Genomic DNA, 18,236 nt, shown 5'->3' with positions numbered 1-18,236 from the left:
GATGGCCCTATTTAGTTTAACTGCCCGGTCATATCGCTAAATCTCGCTGTGAGCCTGCCCCAAACAAAGAATACTATGAATAAAAGACAGTTTATTGCCCATTATCTGCGCATGAATCGCACCTCGTACTTGTTGGCGATTGTGTTCATCTTTCTCGTCAACTGGTTACAAGTAGAGATCCCTCGTTATATCCAATTGGCGATAGATTTGATTGATGATGCCTCTTCAACTGGCCACCAACAGCTTCAAACCTATGTTTGGATTGTGGTCGGTATGTCGGTTGCCATGGTTGTGGTGAGAATTTTGTCTCGTATTTATGCGCTTAATCCGGGGCGAATTACAGAGGCTGCACTTAAAAGTACCCTTTTACAAAAGCTGAACCGCTTACCAAGTAGCTTTCACGAACACTTTGCTTCTGGTCGCTTGATCTCAATCATCAACAATGACCTGAGCGGTATTCGTTTAATGTTTGGTGTCGGCTTCCTGCAGTTCTTTAATGCGTTGTTAGCTCTGTCGCTGACGCCTCTGTACATGTGGCGTATTTCACCAGAATTAACGCTTTATTCGATTATTCCTATCTCAATCGCTTTTGTGATTTTCCGTGTGGGCTTCAAGCGTATGAAAACGCTGCACTTAGAGCACATGAAGCGACTGCAAAATCTATCTGCTCAGTTGATGAGTTACCTATCAGGGATTGATCTGATCAAGAGCCAACAGATGTCACCTTGGGTGAAGGCGGAAACTGAAAAGCTCAATCAACTGTTGCTTGAATGTCGTCTTAAGATCACTCGTATTCAGGTCTTCTTCATGCCGGTGCTCGATTACGCCAATGATCTGATGAAAATCATCATTCTTGGTCTGGGTGGTTTCATGTTGATGAGACAGGAACTCACACTTGGTGAGATAACCGCTTTCTTAACTTACTCGGTTTTGCTCGCTATGCCATTGATGCAGCTTGGCAGAATCGCGACCATTTATCAGCGTGGCATGGTAGGCATTCAAAGTGCACAAACCATTCTTAACGCCAAAGTCCCAGAGTTGGATGAAGATAGGCTCACTGAGTTAGATGTTGAATCGCTAAAAGGAAAAACGTTTTCCGTTCGCAATCTCAGCTTTAGTTATTCAGGTGAAGAGCGTCTGATTCTCGATGACATCAGCTTTGATATCCCAGTAGGCAAGAAAGTCGGTGTACTTGGTGGAATAGGGGCGGGTAAAACGACATTAGTGAACTGCTTGAACCATCATTTGGACGTTCCAGAAGCGGCGATTTTCCTTGGGGAAAAGGACATCACTAGCTTCTCACGGAGTGACTTGCGCCGTTATATTAAAACCGTGACTCAAGACCCTTACCTGTTTTCAGCAACCGTCGAAGACAATATCCGTTTTGGTAGCTTAGATACTGATTTGGCAAAGAGTCAGGTTGATGAAGTGCTAGAGCTCAGCCAGTTGGCCAGTGACGTGACGCGTTTTGAGCATGGCGATCAAACCTTAGTTGGTGAGAAAGGGATCATGTTGTCAGGTGGTCAGAAGCAGCGCCTGAGTATTGCTCGGGCTTTACTACAACCCACCGATTTGATCATCATGGACAATGTTCTGTCTGCGGTCGATTATGAAACCGAAAGAAAGATCTTAGAAGGCTTGTTTAAACGATTGGAAAATCAGTCGGTTCTTGTGGTTTCACACCGCGTTAATGCCCTTGAATATATGGATGAAATCATCGTGTTGAATGAAGGTAAAGTGATCGCGAAGGGCGACCACGCCACGTTATTGAAAACGTGCGATTACTATTACGATACATGGCAACTACAGCAGAATGAAACGGAGGCAGCAGCATGTTAAAAGGTGTTGATCTCAAGTACCTCAAGCACTTTTTTAAGTTTGCTAAGAAATACAAAGGCTCTGCGATTCTGGGCATCGCTATGCTTCCTCTTTCTGTCATCACGAGTTTGTTGTTCCCTTGGCTGATCATTCAAGTGATCGATGTTCACCTGAGCCACGGTGATATGGATGGTTTGCTCGAATACGTCTTCTATCTCGTTGCCGTGCTGGTAGCGAGCTATGTTGTGGATACCACCTATTCGTACAACCTGCGTAAAACCGGACAATACACGATAACTGACATGCGCTCAGTGCTGTTCGATCGCGTGCTTAAACTGCCACGTAGCTATTTTGATAACACACCGATTGGCGTAACGCTTTCGCGACTAACCAGTGACTTGGAAACCATCGGCGAGACGTTTGTTCAATCGGTTGTAGGGCTAGTTAAAGACAGCATTAATACCATTGCTCTGTTGGTGATGATGTTCTTTATTGACTGGCAGTTAACTATGATTGTGTTGATAATCATGCCGCCAGTGATGTACTTGACGGTGTATGTGAGAAACCGACTTCGTGCTTTATATAAGGTGACCCGTTCTTCGCTCGCTCGCGGTATTGGCTTCCTACAAGAAGTCTTATTTGGCATGAAAACCGTTCAGATGTACCGAGCAGAAGAGCAAGTAGAACAACGCTACCAAGGCTATACTGATGAGTTTCTAAGAGCGCAGAAGAAGATCAATAAATACGATGCGATTTTATTCTCGTTTATCTCTGGCATTACCTCGATCACCATCGCGATTATGATCTGGTATGGCTCTGAGCAAGTGATAGAAGGGGCGCTTACTTTGGGGGTGCTGATTGCGTTCATCAACACCTTAGAAAAAGTGTTCGTGCCGATCCGCGATTTTACTTCTCAAATTGCATCAATTCAGAGCTCATTTGCAGCGTTCGATCATATTGAAGAGCTGTTTGTTGAGCCAACGGAAGAGGAAGGACGCAACCTTTTGCCGTCTAACGAGTTAGAGAAACAGCTTGAACAGTTTGTGAGCCTTGAGTTTAAGAAAGTGAGCTTCCGTTACAAAGATGACTCTCCCTATGTTCTAAAGAATGTTTCGTTTGTATTGGAGAAAGGACATCAAATCGCGCTTGTGGGGTTGACGGGGTCGGGTAAGTCGACGATTCTGCGTTTGATCTCTAAAACCTACCAAGACTATGAAGGTAGCATTTTGTTGAATGGAATAGAGTTGTCGCAGATCTCAAGCGAAGACTCTGCTCATTTGTTCTCAATGATGATGCAAGACGTACACTTATTTGAAGAAACAATTCAGTTCAATATTGCACTGGGTAAAACACATTTATCTAGAACAGAGGTTGAACAGGCGGCGCGCTATGTTTATGCCGATAGGTTTATTGAACAACTCCCTAAAGGTTATGATTTCCATCTGGAAAAGAATGGCTCCAATTTGTCTGTGGGGCAAACGCAGCTTATTTCGTTCGCACGAGCTGTTGCACAGGGGGGCAATTGATGATGCTTGATGAGGCGACCAGTTCGGTAGATTCAATCACCGAAGACCTTATCCAAAAAGCGATGCAGCGTCTGTTTAAGGAAAAAACCGTGATTGCGATTGCACACCGCTTGAGCACCGTTCGCCACTCGGACACCATTCTCGTGTTGGAAAAGGGTGAAATTGTTGAGCAAGGTAGTCATCAACAGTTAGTGGCTCACAATGGAGTTTATGCTGGGTTGTTGAAGGAATCGATTGTAGAAATGAGTGATTCTCACGTTACAGTAGCCTGATGGCTCTAATTTAGGTTCTGATTTTTCGATAGGTGGTATGTTGCGCTAATGTCTATTGCTTGCCAATACCTCTTGGGTCAAAGGAAAATAAAACATAATTTACGATCATTAATATGTTATGATCTCTCTACTACTAAAGGGGTGTCTTCGGGCATCGGGGTGTATGCGAGCAAACAGGCGTGCTTGTGTCAGTCACTTTCTGGCGAATATGGAATCGAAAATGTTGTTGGAAGAAGTTGTAGAAATTATTGAATTAACCGATTCAGACCATTTATCTCAAGCAATGGAACTGTTTAACGAGCATGGCTTTGTTGACGCAGAGCACTTACCTTTTATGACGGTTGTTTTTGAAACAGCACCAGAGCACCTTGCGAAAAAGTTGTCGCAAATAGGCTTTAAAGGTTTAGTACAAGTAGAGAAGAGCGAAGACGCAACTGGCTTTATGATTGTTGATGCTGAACGAATCCAGCTTAGCAAAAGCGCGTAACTGGAATCGCTCCGTAACATCCATTATGACTATTTGAGGTTAACACAGTGACAACAGCTACCGTTTCATCAACAGAGCAACACGTATCCAATGAACATGCACTTTTGGGTGCGTCGTTATTAGCATCACAAAAAGTAGAACTGGCGCTGTTTACTGTGATCTCTAAATTAGCTAAAGCCTTATCAAAAGAGCAGCAACAGTCATTAGGTTTGGATCTGGATACCTTTTTAAGGGAGAAGCCAAGTGAACAAGCCTCTACGTTGAGCCTATACGAACAGACGTTTGGTGAGCAGCTTCCTTTGACGAAAAATGAACTCAACGATTTTATTTATCATCGAAACTTGGTAACTCGTGGCTTTTGGCGAGTGACTGGCGCCGATGTTAAAGGCGGCGAGAAGCTTGCTAACCCAGAACTTTATTTAAAAGAGTTCTTGGCAAAATGTGAATACTGGCAAGTGATGCTTGATACCCAAGCCAAGTAAGCGAATTGAAATAAGAAAGCCATAGCGAACATGTTATGGCTTTTTTGTTTGTGCAAACAACATTAAGTTTCTTAATGTTATATGGTCGCCTCGAATACTTTGGACAACACTTTTAGTGCTTAAAGCTCGCCCCTAATACCTAAAGCATCATCTTCAAGACATAGTTCTTAGAGACAAAGTGGTGTTTAAGTGCAGCGCTGACATGCAGCACAATTAAACAGGCTAGGGCAATACAACTGGCACGATGTAAATAAAAAAAGAAGCCATTGATTGCAGAGTCAGTAATTAGATTATTTACGCTCACTAGCCAAAATAAAGAGTACGGTTCTTTTAGCATTAAGTAACCAGTACTGAAGACCATAAACATCGTAAGGTACATCAAAGAGTGTGCAAGCTTCGCTACACATTTTTGCCCTTCAGGCACAGACGTTGGCATGGTTGGCGATGACCGGAAGTGACTCCAGACATAACGAACCACGAACAATGGTGTTGCCACTGTCGCCAATGACATATTGAGTACCGACAGAAAAGAAAACAGTTCTGGATGACTGGTAACATAGTGCATCACATACCCTGCAATTGTTGCATAGATGATTACAGAAGCCATTACCCAGTGCAGTACACGGCTTACTAAATCGTATCGTGGATTATTCAAATTAACCTCGTTCTGATCGTTATTAATATAAAATTCATCTCGATGCAATAAATCAACTCTTGGTATATTCGCATCGCGAATTAATTATATAGAACAGTATTACGCGGTATTTTTATAATTTAGAAATTAATGATGTTGCTTCAGGTGTTTTATAATTATCAATGACGTTTTAGAGTGTTAATTCCAATGCGGACAAGCCAAGTTTGTCGAGTTCCTGGCTTGTATACTTATTACAAGATACAGTTAGCTTAAAGATGAAACATATAAGGAATGTATAATGCTTCGAATCTTATTGATTGTAGTTATCTCGGTGTTCAGCTCGATGAGTTTTGCAAGCGAAGAGGATAAATACTCTGAACAGGAATATTTGGATAGACCGCTGATGGAACGCTATATCTTGGACGAGTTGAAGCAACTACGAATGGAACAGCAGGATCTTGAAAGGCGTCTCACCATTCAGATGACAGATCGTGAATTGGCAGTAGCGGATAAATCGTTGAACTATGCCAATGTGACCGTGACGTATTTCTTCTACATTATTGCTGGTGTAGCTTCTCTTATTGCATTGGTGGGTTGGCAATCACTCAAAGAATTGAAACACACCACCAAAGAGATGGCTGACCGACGACTCAACGACATTGCCCAAGATTATGAGAAGAAGTTTAACCTTCTTGAAAGGGATCTTAAGCGTAAGACTCGAATCATCTCTGAGAACAACCGAGAAATCGAAATCATCAATGAAATTCATAATTTATGGTTGAGGGCTCAGAATGCTCAAACTGCCGAGCAAAAAATTGAAATCTACGATGAGATCTTAAAAGTTCGCCCGGGTGATTTGGAAGCACTAACTTACAAAGCCGATGCCGCAATGGACATGCAGGAATACCACTGGGCGATGAGCTTATGTAATCGCGTGTTGGAAGTGGACGATCAAAACGCTCACGCCTTGTATCAACGTGCTTGTGCTTACGCAAGGTTAGGTGCTGAAGGTCAAGCGATCGATGACTTAGAGCGCTCGGTTGAAGCAAGTGGCTCAATGAGAGAGCTATTGGCTGATGAACCTGACTTTGAAATGCTGCGCGGCTTAGAACGCTTCGAAGCACTTCGTGAAGAGTAATGTGAGGTAAAGATCCGTGTTAACTAAGGTGGTGGGCTTTGCACGCTCACCATACTTTCACACCTATCGCGCTATGGTTTCTTACATTCCATTTATTTTCTTGATTGAATTGTTATGTTATAACACTTTTTAAGTTCCTCGTTATAACCGCTAAGTATTTTATGAAGTTCCTCCCTATTGGCCTGATCGTAATCGCTATCAGTGCATTCTCGCTTTCCGTTTTGCTCCATTTTCAATCCGAAGCACCAGAAGAAATCTCAATTCAAGTCACCCCTTATAAAGATTTATTAACTCATCAAGAGGGGGCATCAAACTCATATACAGATTCAGAGGCAAGCTCAAGAACGTTGATAAAAGTTCATTATTTCGTGAAGGTTGGAGATACGCTCAGCAACATATTTTCGTCATGGAAACTGCCTTATGAGACAGTTCAAAAAGTGATGGAAGCGGATCTTGAGTCTTTGAAGCTCGATACAATAAAGCCTGGCGATCATCTAGAGTTGCTTTTGGATAGTGACTCTAAACAACTCGTTGAGCTGATTTTCCATGAAAGCCTCGTAGAACAAGCTGTCTTTACGAAAAATGATGATGGAAGTTTTAACTACCAATTCCATGAAATGCCTGGTGAATGGAAGGAAAAGCTTTATCAGGGCAGCGTTCATGGCAGCTTTTCAACGTCAGCCTATAAAGCGGGGTTAACTACTAACCAGATAGCCAATATCACCCGCACACTAAAAGACAAAGTCAACTTCGCTAGAGAACTCAGAGCCGGTGATAGCTTTAATGTGCTGGTTAATGAGCAGTACACAGACGATCACCTTACAGGAAAAACGGAAGTTCAAGGGATCTCCATTAAGTTGAGAAACCGAGAAGTGGCGGCTTTTCTAGCACCTGATGGGCGCTTCTACGACAGAGAGGGAAATAGTCTAGAGCAAGCCTTTGATCGATACCCGGTCGACAGAAAATTCCGAAGAATCACTTCTTCGTTCAATCCGACACGAAGACACCCCGTAACTGGGCGAATCTCACCGCACAATGGTACCGATTTTGCGACCCCTGTGGGCTCACCTATCTACTCAACAGGTGATGGTCGTGTGGTGGCACTTCGTGACCACCCGTATGCTGGTAAATATTTGGTGATTGAACACAACAGCGTATATACGACCCGTTATCTTCACTTGAGCCGCTTCTTAGTTAAGAAAGGGCAGCAGATTAAGCGTGGCCAGAAAATAGCGCTCTCTGGCGCAACAGGCCGTATAACAGGGCCTCACTTACACTTTGAAGTGTTGGTGCGTGGTAGGGCGGTCGATGCGATGAAGGCGAACTTACCGATGGCAAGTTCGATTATGCCTAAAGATAGGAAAGAGTTTTTGGCTCGAATTGCCTCTTTTGATGCAATGCTCTCTATGCCAGTTGAACGCGCGAGCTAGATATATTCAAACCTAACTTGGCAACACATTCGAAAACGTCCCTTAGCTAGTGATTTAGCTAAGGGACGTTTTTTTATAGAGAATCATACGACTGAGCGAGTGACTTAGTTATTTATTAGATAGAGTTGTCTAGTGGTAAGGCTTGGTGTTTAGTTGGGCTCAGAATAAACTTGCAACCAATCAAGCAACTACCACCGCAGTACCGCTGGCAGACACCATTAGCATGCCGTTACCTGTGCCAAGCACTTCATAATCGATATCAACACCGACCACCGCGTTAGCACCTGCTTCAATCGCTTTCTGCTCTAACTCTTTGAATGCATAGTTTCGTGCTTTTTCCAATTCCTTCTCGTAAGTGCCAGAACGTCCACCCACAAAGTCACGAATCCCCGAAAACATATCTTTGAAAACGTTAACCCCTAGGATAGCTTCTCCAGCAATAACCCCTTTGTAATCGACAATGCGCTTGCCTTCGATTGATTGTGTGGTGGTAATAATCATAATGGCCTCTTGTAAGCTTGCTGAGTTGTTACTCGCTTATTGATTGATAGTTCGGTCTTGTTCTTGAATGTCATCGTTCAGTGCTGTCTCTGAGCATATGAACTCATGCCTCAACCATGTTCTCAGTTTTAGCACACTTTCTTGTTTTAATTTGTTTTTTGGACAAACGAAATAGAAATCTTGATGGGGATTAGCCACTGGCTCACTAATTTCGACCAACATGCCATGGTTGATGTCATCTTTCACAAACAAGTGGGGGCTGATTAATCCCCCAAGTGAGTGAATCGTAGCTAAAAGCGAGATCTTAAGATTAAAATAATGAGCGTATGTGCTCTTTTACTCGGTCGATGTGTTGGTTTGGTTCAATCTCACAACGCTGCTTAGTCTCTAGGAATTGCTCAGCGTATTTGTCGTAGATTTTGTTTTCTAAGAACAGCAAATACAGCTTGGGATCGATATGACCGCTGGTGGCCATGTCGGTCATGATGTTGAGTGATTCGCTTAGGAGTTTTCCTTTCTTATACGGGCGATCACTAGAGGTGAGCGCTTCGAATACATCGGCAATGGCCATCGCTCTGGACGGCAGAGGTAACTGGTCTTCGTTTAAGCCTCTCGGGTAACCCTTACCATCGATACGTTCGTGGTGTCCGCTAGCAATATCCGGAATATTCTGGAGGTAAGGCGGATAAGGCAGCTTGTTAAGCATGGTGAAGGTTTGAATAATATGATCGTTGATCATGAAACGTTCTTCATCGTTTAACGTGCCACGACGAACTTTCAAGTTGTGCAGTTCACCTTGGTTGTATTTGACCTCTCCTGGCTTAAGCACAAACGCTTCTTGCCATACATCAGCAGGGCTAAAGCCATTGTCCCACGGTATTTTATGCTCAGGCTTATCGGCAAGTAGCGGTTCCATCACCGATAGTATTTGGTCTTTTCTTGCTGGCTCAGCTTCACTCTCCTCTGTCGTGTCTTGTTGTTCATTGAATCTCTCTTTTTCAGACCAAGATAACCCTAGCTGATCGTCGAGTGTTCGTTTCCATTGGCGCTTGGCTATTCGGTCTAAGCGTTCTAGTTGTTCGTCCGTCATCGACTCTCCACCAAGGTTGCACTCAGCAACGAAGGCAAATTCTTCATCCAATTCTGACAAGCTTTGTTCGAGGGTCTTAAGCTGATCCTCTTGAAGCGCTCCGTTCGCTATGGCTTTCCAATAGTCGGTTTCAGCCTGTTGTTTTAACAGTTCGAAACGCATTCGCACTTCGTGGATTCGGTCGTAAATGGTTTCAAGTTTTGTAGCTTTGTCTACGACATACTCAGGTGTGGTTACCTTGCCGCAGTCATGAAGCCAAGCGGCGAGCATTAACTCTTCCCACTGTTTACTATCCAATGAGAATTTCGGGTAATAACGGTCATCATCAATGGTTGCTTGAGTCAGCCATTTGGTCAGTTCAGGCACTCGTTGGCAGTGCCCGCCCGTGTAAGGTGATTTGGTATCAATCGCTGATGCAATCAATTCGATAAAGGCATTCAGCATGTCTTTCTGTTGCTGCATTTGGTCAATGTTATCTTTGGCTATTTCCGCAAAGCTGAGCAGTTCTCGTAAGAAGGCGTGCTTGTCTGCCTGCATCTTGGTAATCGGTCTTTCATAGCCAATTGCGACGATACCCACCAACAACTTCTCACGGTTTAATAGTGGAAACAGGTACAGATCTGAATTGAAGATTGAGTCTTGGTAATAGTTGAGAACATTGTCTTCTCGGTTTAAGTGGATGGTTTCCCCAGATTTAAGTTGGCACAACAACCAAGGGGTATGTTTGATGAAGTCATTAATGTCGGCTTTAAAGGGAATAATGGCGAGGTTAGCTGCAGTATCAAACACGTCTTTCTCTTTTGATTGGGTGAAAAGGACGATGGTTTCTGCTTTGGTAATTAAATAGCTTTGGTGAGCAATATTCTTGGCTAAGATCGAAAATTCCTGATTACCTGCAGTGTCTCGAAGTAGTGTTATCAGGTCATGAAGCGTGTGTTCCATCAGCTCAATCGAATGGGCGAGGTTAGCCACTTCTTGAATCATGCTTTTGGGATAATGAGTACGCCTGAAGTCAAATCGAGCGATGTTGTCGGTGAGTTGCATCAGCGTATTAAGCGGCTGAGACAGTCGATTAGCAACAAACCATACGATAGCGAAGCAGATGAACAACATCCCAATCGCGACCGCAACTTGCTTGTCTCGCATTGAGATAAGATCAGCGAGCAGCTCATTGTGTGGCGTCGCTTCTGCCAAGTATAAGGTGACGTTTTGAGTGAGTTGAACCGGCGTTAGCGTTAATGCCCAAGTGTTTAAGTTGTATTCAACGTTTTTTAGGTTGAGGTTAAACTTCTCTTCATCAGAGATAAGCGGCGCTATGACGGAAGCTTTCAATGCTTCCATCTGTTCACGTTTGGGCACATTAAAGAAGCTTAGGTCTTGCTCACTACCAGAGAGTTTTCCCGTCGCTTGGTTATTCGTTTTCTCAATTTCACTTGTGTCATTAGGCTGGGAGGTAAGCTTGGGAATTGATAGATCAAGTTGATGCTGACCGAGAAGATTAAAATGTTGGTCGAACAAGGCGAGTCGAGTTTGCGGAGAGTAGGCCAATTCACTGATCTGGGAAGAGAGAGATTTCAACGTGAAGTCGGCACCAACGACATGCTTGCCATCCAAAGAACGTCTAGAAAGCGTAATGCCATTGGTTTGCAGGAAATAGAACAGGTAGGGCTCAGAAAGTTGTATTGAGCCGTCAGGCTTTGCATTACGAAACCAAGGTCGAGTCGTAGGGTTGAACTTACTCTCGTCTTGTCGGGTACTGATCACTTGGTGTGCGCCATCGAGAAAGCTAATAAAGTTTTCACCATCTAGGTTGGTGCTGCTGACCATCATTGTCGCTTTGGCGGGAGCGTTGTTGTCGGCTCTCTGTTTAATGGAACTCAGAGGCCGAAAGATTCTAAAATTACCATCTTCAGAGCCATAGAACAGAGCGACTAAATTGGTATTTTGTTTGAAGATGATATCGACCGAAGCAAGCCAAGATTCTTTTTCGACGGAGGAGGTTTGATGAGTAACAAACGGGCTTACTGCCATCACGTTTAAGGTTGTGATGACTGGGGCAATAGCTTGTTTAAATACCGATTCCAGCTTATCGCGATGTTCATTACTGACTTCGCGCACGGTGCCTAAAAGCAGTTCTTGAGAGTGCCGATAACTTATCGAAATCAGTGCGGTACCGACAAGAGTGGTCAAAATTAAGAAAAGGCTAGTGATGTGGATACTCAGCGGATATCGTCTTCTTCTCATCTAACACTCCAACTTGTGAACTGGTTTAAGTATTGACGAACTTGGGTAGGTTGCAAAAAATTGGTGCAATTACTGAGTTCATTGCGGATAAGTTCGGGCTCTCCGCGTTATTTTGAGTTGTCTAAAGGAATGAATAATAAACCTTTATGTTTGGGTGCTAATTGTCACTTTCAGCTGATAAACTGGTCGCATTGCTGCCATTAGGTATTTCTTTTCAGAAAAAGATGCAGACACTCCTTTCCAGAAAGAAGTTCAGAGTCACTTTCTGAAAAACGTTTTTTGACCAAGCGAAGAGGGCATTGATTCATGGAACTCAAAGTAGATACTCACACTCATACATACGCAAGTGGTCATGCTTACAGCACATTGATCGAAAATGCCAAGTCGGCAAAGCAAAATGGTTTAGCCATGTTTTGTACCACCGACCATTCAGAATCAATGCCTGGTGCTCCACACTATTGGTTCTTCAGCAACCAACGTGTCCTTCCTCGTTTTATCGAAGAGGTTGCCATCATCCGTGGTGTTGAGTCGAATATCATGAACACTCAAGGAGAAATCGATATCCATCCGAGTGTAGATAAGAACTTGGATTGGGTGATTGCAAGCTTCCACGAGCCAGTATTTCGTCCATCGGTTGTCGCAACTCATACAGAGGCATTGTTGAATGTGATTAAGGGCGGTCGAATCGATGCGCTTGGCCACTTAGGGAACCCAAATTTTGATTTCGATTTCGAAGCTGTGATTGAATGCGCAGTTCAATATAACGTCGCAATCGAGATTAATAACACCACACTCAAAGGTAATAGCCGAGTGGGTAGTGTCGACCGCTGTTTCGAAATCGCGAGAATCGCGAAAGCGAAAGGGGCATTTATTACTACCGGAAGTGATGCGCATTTTTGCCAAGACGTGGGCGGGCTGGATCTTGTTGCTTCACTACTTGATGAAGTGGGCATAGATTCGAGTAAGGTGATTACCCATTCGCCAAAGCAATTCCTGTCATTTTTGGCCTTGCGTGGTCGTAATGAAATCCCAGAATACTCAGCTCTTGCTTAAGAGAATGTCGGTGGGTTTGCATTTCGACACAATCAATTTTTGTGCCTGTCAGATTTTTGTATACACTAGCCGAAAATAATAAAGTCGAAGTGCCATAATCATGATGGCGCTATCTTCAAAGTCACAGTTTCACTTGGAGAAACAATGAAAACTCGCTCAATCCTTTTATCTGGCTTAATCGCTGCTGCAGTAATGTCTGGCAACGCATTTGCTAACGTTGACCTTAAGAAAAACATGCAAGAAATGAAGCTTGCGTTTAAACAAGCGGCAGAAGCTCAAAACATCGAAGAGATGCAGAAACCTATCGTTCGTTTAGATACGCTAGTGGCAGAACTGAAAACGGGTGTTTACCCAGTAGAAAAAGAAGACAACTTCATGGAAGGCTTCAAAAAAATCAGTGCTTCAATTGATAGCATTGAACAGAAGCTAGACCAAGGTGACTTTGAAGCGGCACAGCAAGAACTGCGCACGATTGACGGCCTTCGCGAAGAGTACCACGAGAAGCGTAACCCAAGTATCTGGAGCAAGATCTTCGGTTAATTCGCTTGTTCATTAGAGTGACCAGATAACAAAGTTTAACTTCTAAAGCGCCGCTTATATTTCCTTTTTCAGGAAAATATAAGCGGCGCTTTTTATTGTCTTTTTTCTAATCAGTTTGATGCACTGAGGTGCGTAATATTTTATTAGCGCTTCTGTTGTAACCAGTTTTTAACCAAATAGAGTGTGCGTTAGCTTCAATTTTTTAACCAGATGTTAATCTTTACGTTTACCTATATAGCAAGTGCCTCATAATAAGGGAAATTTATAAAGATTTGGAATAATGCGCCGAACTTCGTTCAATATCTCTATGTTACTTGCTACAGCGTTAAGCTGGGCTCTAGTGACATTAATGCCTGTTATCAATGCTCATGGTAACAGTGCGGGAGTGTGGGCGTCGTTGTGTACGGTCAACGGCTTTGAACTGGTTCAAATTGAAGAAGGCGAACCGAATACTCATAAAGGTAAGCCGTGTCCGTTTAGCCATTTTTCCACATTTCACCAAGATGAACTTCCAACTACACTACTGACAACTCGACTGAGTTTTATTGTCTCAGACAGCTACGCTTTTTTGGCTCTAAGCGAACGCTACACGAGGCAAGCCCCGCGCGGCCCTCCTTTTGTTACTGCTTAAACCTAACCCATTAAAACAATTAAAAAATATAGTATTAAGTAAAGTTAAACATGCTCCGATTACTTTCTGATTTTTCAGAAGGTATGTTTGCGCGTGTCAAAGGAAATAATAATGTTGAGAAATGAATCTCAAGCCTCTGCGAAAGCACAAACTAATTCGCAGTCAGCAAGCAGTGTAAAAACGAAAGACCGCAATAAAACCCTCTACTTCCTCACATGGCGCTGGCACTTCTATGCTGGGCTATTCGTTATCCCATTCATGTTAATGCTGAGCATTACTGGTTTGGTGATGTTGTTTGATGATGAAATTGAATTGGCTTTCCATCACGATGCGATTGAAGTTGCTGCATCGGGTAAACCCGTCAAGGCTTCACTGCAGTTAGTCGCAGTTCAGGAGCAATACCCACAAGGCTCGGTGACGCAGTTTGTTCTAAGCAAAGCACCTAATCTCGCTAACCGTTTTTCAGTATCACTTGAAGACGGAACGTCCGTTTTCGCCACTGTGAATCAATACACTGGCGAAGTGGTAGGAGAAATCCCGCGCAGCGATAGCCTTTATCAACTCGTGAATGATATTCATGGCACCTTACTAATCGGTGATTGGGGCGATTACCTTATTGAAGTGGCGATTAGCTTATCGATTCTGCTTCTTATCAGCGGTATCTACTTATGGCTACCGAGAGACAACGCTAGCCGTGCTGGTTTTCTTAAGCTAAGAGTGTCATCTGGGTCACGTGTACTGATGCGTGACCTACATGCGAATATTGGCGGCACGTTATCTCTTATCCTGCTGTTGTTTATTCTTTCAGGATTGGCGTGGACGGGCTTCTGGGGCGGCAAGTTAGTCCAAGCATGGAGCACTTTCCCTGCTCAAATGTGGGATGATATACCGCTGTCTGATAAGACGCACGCATCGCTTAACCACGGTTCAGAAGAAGAACTGCCGTGGAACTTAGAACAAACACCACTGCCGTTGTCTCAAGATAAGCCTGCAGAACATGTACACCAAGTGGAAGAGGCGTCTGAACCTCATGATCACTCTAAGATGGGGGAAGACCACTCTCAACATGTGATTGCAGCAAGCAGCTTTGGTATTGATGATGTCATCGAAAAAGCACGATCTCTCGGCTTCACGCAATACAAGGTGAACTTCCCACGCTCAGAAACGGGTGTTTACACAGTGACAGCGAATACTATGGGCGGTGACATCATCGATCCAACTCAGGATCGAACCACGCATCTAGACCGATACTCAGGTCGTATTTTGGGTGAGGTGACATGGCAGGATTATAATTTTATCGCTAAGACACTGGCGGTCGGTATTTCTCTACACCAAGGTGACATCAGCATCATCAACAAACTTCTAAACGCTCTGTTCTGTTTTGCGTTCATTGTTGTGTCAGTGACTGGAGGCGTTATGTGGTGGATGCGCAGACCTTCTGGCCAACGCAAGCTTGGAGCGCCACCTAAGTTTGGTGACGAAGGCCTATGGAAAGTAGGCTTAGTAACTGTCGTTGTTATTTCAGTGCTGTTTCCACTCGCGGGTGTGACTATCGTGACAGCAATGCTATTGGATTGGTTGTTGTTTTCACGCGTTGAGAAACTGAAGATGGTGTTAAGCTAATCAATATCTAAACAGATCCTCTCAGTTTGAGAGGATCTGTATCATTCACACAATGCTTGCAGCGTTATGTATTTCTTTCAGTATCAGTTTATTTCTCCTGCCAGCTTGTCACCCAAGTGTTCCATCGCGTAATCAATGAATACACGCAATCGGGCTGGCATGTACTTGGTTTGAGCAAACTGCATTGCGATAGCACCATGGTAATTACTCTTGATAGTCCAATCTTCCAATACCTGTACAACAGAGCCTTCAGCCAATGCATCTTGAATCACGAAGTCATGGAAAATACCGACACCTAGACCTTCTTTCACACCTTTTAGTCGCATCTGCGAGTGGTTCACAGCGTAACGTCCGCTGACGGGGACTGTGTAAAACTCATCATCTTTAAGAAAGTCCCAAATGTGGTCTTTATCTGTTTCTGCAAGGTATAAGCAGTCGTGCTCAGAAAGCTCGGTAGGGTGGAGAGGAATTCCTTTGGCTTTCAGATAGTAGGGGCTCGCACATAACACGAGGTTTGTCTTTCCAAGCTCTTTCAAAACCAAGCTTTCATCGGGCTTATCGGTAAGGCGAAACGCAATGTCGATACCTTGGCGCAATATGTCGATGTCGCCGTCAGCCGCTCTTAACTTGAGCTGGATCTCTGGATATTGACTTAAGAATGGAACAACAAAAGGCTGTAGCACTGAGTTTAAGAACGCCTCAGGCGCCGCTACCGTTATAGAGCCCGCAGGTTCAGTATGGTCGGAGGTTGAAAGCTCAACGGCTTGTTGCGCCGCGTTGATCATCACCACGCTCTGATCGTATACCAACTGGCCTGCTTGGGTGATGATAAGGGTACGAGTGGTTCGTTCAAACAGTTTCACCGACAGTGCTTTTTCCAAGCGAGTGATGAGCTTACTCAAGGCTGAAGGTGTCACCCCTAACTGTTTTGCTGCCGCAGTAAAGCTCCCTTCATTTACCACTAAAATGAATGAGGCTAGATCTGGAAGTAGGGCGATGAGTTTAGGGTTGACCATAAGTATCCACGAGTTTCGGCGATGAGCGTAAAGTGATTGTGAGCGATTTACTTTGATTTGTGAATCAATTTCATTAATTGCTTAGTGTGATTGCTCTGATAGATTGATGTGTTTGAAGCTTATCTGTATAGCGGCGTTGCTGGTGCTCATTATGAGATAAGCCGGTTTTGATCACTATATCGTTTTGATATTAAAAATTGAGATTTGATATGAAAGCGAAATTATAGGGAAATTAGAGGAGATTTGGCGTTTAAAAGAGAAAGCTAAGGGCGTTAATGTGCCCTGTGTCACTGGGATTAACAATAATTGATGCCTGTGATTCATTAATGTTTTTCCAACTAAAGGGATAATCGGGTCGGGGATGTTCAACTAGAATATAGGCATAAGTTTTACAGTGTAAATGATCGTGTTGAGATCGTTTATATCCCTACATAATGCGGCGCGCGATGCTGCTGAATAATAACTAGGAAGGAATGAGACAATGTCTTCTGCATTTTACCAACAGATTCAAACTCAAATAGAAGAAGTTAAAGAAGAAGGTCTTTACAAGTCTGAGCGCATTATTACTTCTGCACAAAAAGCAGCGGTTTCTATCTCGACTGGTGAAGAAGTACTAAACTTCTGTGCAAACAACTACTTAGGTCTTGCTAACCACCCAGCTCTTATCGAAGCGGCTAAAGATGGCATGGATCAGCACGGTTTTGGTATGGCTTCAGTACGTTTCATCTGTGGTACTCAAGATTCTCACAAAGAACTAGAGCAAAAGCTTTCTACGTTCCTAGGTAAAGAAGACACTATCCTTTACACATCTTGTTTTGATGCAAACGCTGGTTTGTTCGAAACGATTCTAGGTAAAGAAGACGCAATCATTTCTGATGCTCTAAACCATGCATCTATCATTGATGGTGTTCGTCTGTGTAAAGCAATGCGCTTCCGTTACTCGAACAACAACATGGAAGAGCTAGAGCAGCAACTTATCGCAGCTAAAGAAGCTGGCGCTCGTCACACGCTTATCGTAACTGACGGCGTGTTCTCAATGGACGGCGTAGTCGCTAACCTTCCTGCTATCTGCGACCTTGCAGACAAGTACGATGCACTAGTTATGGTTGATGATTCTCACGCTGTGGGCTTCATGGGCGAAAACGGCGCGGGTACTCACGAGTTCCACAACGTTGTAGACCGTATCGACATCATCACTGGTACACTTGGTAAAGCAATGGGCGGCGCTTCAGGCGGTTACACTTCAGGTAAGAAAGAAGTGATCGACTGGCTACGTCAGCGTTCTCGTCCATACCTATTCTCTAACTCTGTTGCACCTGCAATCGTATCTGCGTCTATTCGCGTTCTAGACCTTCTTGCGGAATCTGGCGACCTACGCACTCAACTATGGGATAACTCTGCTCACTTCCGTACTCGCATGGAAGAAGCGGGTTTCACTATGGGCGGTGCTGATCACGCAATCATCCCAATCATGCTTGGTGATGCAAAAGTTGCGGCTGAATTCGCAGAGCGCGCACTAGAGAAAGGCATCTACGTTGTAGGTTTCTCTTTCCCTGTAGTACCAAAAGGCCAAGCTCGTATCCGTACACAAATGTCTGCTGCACACTCTCGTGAGCAGCTAGACCGCGCAATTGATGCGTTCATCCAAGTTGGCAAAGACATGGGCATCATCTAATTTTAAAGGGGTGCCACGGCATCCTTTAATTAGGTAGAGCAACACCCAATAGAACATATAGATTTTTGATTCTCGC

Annotated in this window: 14 protein-coding genes and 2 pseudogenes; 11 read left to right on the top strand and 5 right to left on the bottom strand. The window is 43.9% G+C overall.

Annotated elements, in window-relative coordinates:
* Positions 1–75 precede the first annotated feature (75 nt).
* The 4 genes and pseudogenes from AB8613_RS24075 to AB8613_RS24060 all read left to right on the top strand — a co-directional run bounded on the left by AB8613_RS24075 (position 76) and on the right by AB8613_RS24060 (position 4,585).
* Positions 76–1,839: an ABC transporter ATP-binding protein gene (locus AB8613_RS24075; protein WP_372385225.1), complete on the top strand. Its 1,764-nt coding sequence runs from the start codon at positions 76–78 to the stop codon at positions 1,837–1,839.
* Positions 1,833–3,616 (top strand): annotated as a pseudogene (locus AB8613_RS24070) (ABC transporter ATP-binding protein). Before AB8613_RS24075 ends, AB8613_RS24070 begins: the two are co-directional and overlap by 7 nt.
* Before the next feature lie 220 nt (positions 3,617–3,836).
* The gene (locus AB8613_RS24065) at positions 3,837–4,103 is read left to right on the top strand and encodes a hypothetical protein (RefSeq protein ID WP_061017461.1); all 267 of its coding nucleotides are present in this window, start codon (positions 3,837–3,839) and stop codon (positions 4,101–4,103) included.
* Between the two features lie 47 nt (positions 4,104–4,150).
* Positions 4,151–4,585 carry a hypothetical protein gene (locus AB8613_RS24060; RefSeq protein ID WP_061017460.1) on the top strand — a complete coding sequence of 145 codons (435 nt, stop codon included), beginning with the start codon at positions 4,151–4,153 and terminating at the stop codon, positions 4,583–4,585.
* A gap of 139 nt (positions 4,586–4,724) precedes the next feature.
* Here the strand turns inward: AB8613_RS24060 and AB8613_RS24055 are convergent, their stop codons facing one another.
* On the bottom strand, positions 4,725–5,240 hold the full coding sequence (locus AB8613_RS24055) for a cytochrome b (RefSeq protein WP_146490095.1): 516 nt from the start codon (positions 5,238–5,240) through the stop codon (positions 4,725–4,727).
* 277 nt (positions 5,241–5,517) lie between these two features.
* On the opposite strand from AB8613_RS24055, the gene AB8613_RS24050 reads away from it, so the two are divergent.
* Positions 5,518–6,357: a tetratricopeptide repeat protein gene (locus tag AB8613_RS24050; RefSeq protein WP_285953460.1), complete on the top strand. Its 840-nt coding sequence runs from the start codon at positions 5,518–5,520 to the stop codon at positions 6,355–6,357.
* 161 nt (positions 6,358–6,518) lie between these two features.
* On the top strand, positions 6,519–7,787 hold the full coding sequence (locus AB8613_RS24045; RefSeq protein WP_372385224.1) for a peptidoglycan DD-metalloendopeptidase family protein: 1,269 nt from the start codon (positions 6,519–6,521) through the stop codon (positions 7,785–7,787).
* A 180-nt stretch (positions 7,788–7,967) separates the two neighbouring features.
* Here AB8613_RS24045 and AB8613_RS24040 read toward each other — a convergent pair whose 3' ends face one another.
* From AB8613_RS24040 to AB8613_RS24030, 3 genes and pseudogenes are all read right to left on the bottom strand, one after another.
* Positions 7,968–8,288, bottom strand: coding sequence for a heavy metal-binding domain-containing protein (locus tag AB8613_RS24040; protein WP_146490098.1), 321 nt, complete (start codon positions 8,286–8,288; stop codon positions 7,968–7,970).
* Between the two features lie 36 nt (positions 8,289–8,324).
* Positions 8,325–8,579: pseudogene (locus tag AB8613_RS24035) on the bottom strand (LysR family transcriptional regulator); the annotation flags it as partial.
* Positions 8,580–8,598: 19 nt separating this feature from the next.
* A complete protein-coding gene (locus tag AB8613_RS24030) occupies positions 8,599–11,622 on the bottom strand; it encodes an HD domain-containing phosphohydrolase (protein WP_372385223.1) in 3,024 nt (1,007 codons plus the stop codon).
* Between the two features lie 306 nt (positions 11,623–11,928).
* Between AB8613_RS24030 and AB8613_RS24025 the strand changes: the two genes are divergently transcribed.
* The 4 genes from AB8613_RS24025 (at position 11,929) to AB8613_RS24010 (ending at position 15,469) form a co-directional block, all read left to right on the top strand.
* Entirely contained in the window at positions 11,929–12,675 is a 747-nt protein-coding gene (locus tag AB8613_RS24025) for a phosphatase (protein WP_372385222.1), read from the top strand.
* Positions 12,676–12,819: 144 nt separating this feature from the next.
* Positions 12,820–13,215, top strand: coding sequence for a cytochrome b562 (locus AB8613_RS24020; RefSeq protein ID WP_132815909.1), 396 nt, complete (start codon positions 12,820–12,822; stop codon positions 13,213–13,215).
* Positions 13,216–13,495: 280 nt separating this feature from the next.
* On the top strand, positions 13,496–13,846 hold the full coding sequence (locus tag AB8613_RS24015) for a hypothetical protein (protein WP_372385221.1): 351 nt from the start codon (positions 13,496–13,498) through the stop codon (positions 13,844–13,846).
* A 111-nt stretch (positions 13,847–13,957) separates the two neighbouring features.
* Positions 13,958–15,469, top strand: coding sequence for a PepSY-associated TM helix domain-containing protein (locus AB8613_RS24010; RefSeq protein WP_372385220.1), 1,512 nt, complete (start codon positions 13,958–13,960; stop codon positions 15,467–15,469).
* 83 nt (positions 15,470–15,552) lie between these two features.
* On the opposite strand, the gene AB8613_RS24005 is transcribed toward AB8613_RS24010, so the two are convergent.
* Positions 15,553–16,485, bottom strand: a complete 933-nt coding sequence (locus tag AB8613_RS24005) for a LysR substrate-binding domain-containing protein (RefSeq protein WP_372385219.1) — start codon at positions 16,483–16,485, stop codon at positions 15,553–15,555.
* A gap of 481 nt (positions 16,486–16,966) precedes the next feature.
* On the opposite strand from AB8613_RS24005, the gene AB8613_RS24000 reads away from it, so the two are divergent.
* Positions 16,967–18,160: a glycine C-acetyltransferase gene (locus AB8613_RS24000; RefSeq protein ID WP_060981554.1), complete on the top strand. Its 1,194-nt coding sequence runs from the start codon at positions 16,967–16,969 to the stop codon at positions 18,158–18,160.
* Positions 18,161–18,236: the final 76 nt, after the last annotated feature.

It is taken from the genome of Vibrio sp. BS-M-Sm-2, assembly GCF_041504345.1.
Taxonomy (GTDB): domain Bacteria; phylum Pseudomonadota; class Gammaproteobacteria; order Enterobacterales; family Vibrionaceae; genus Vibrio; species Vibrio satsumensis.
This window is presented reverse-complemented; position numbering and strand designations above follow the sequence as displayed.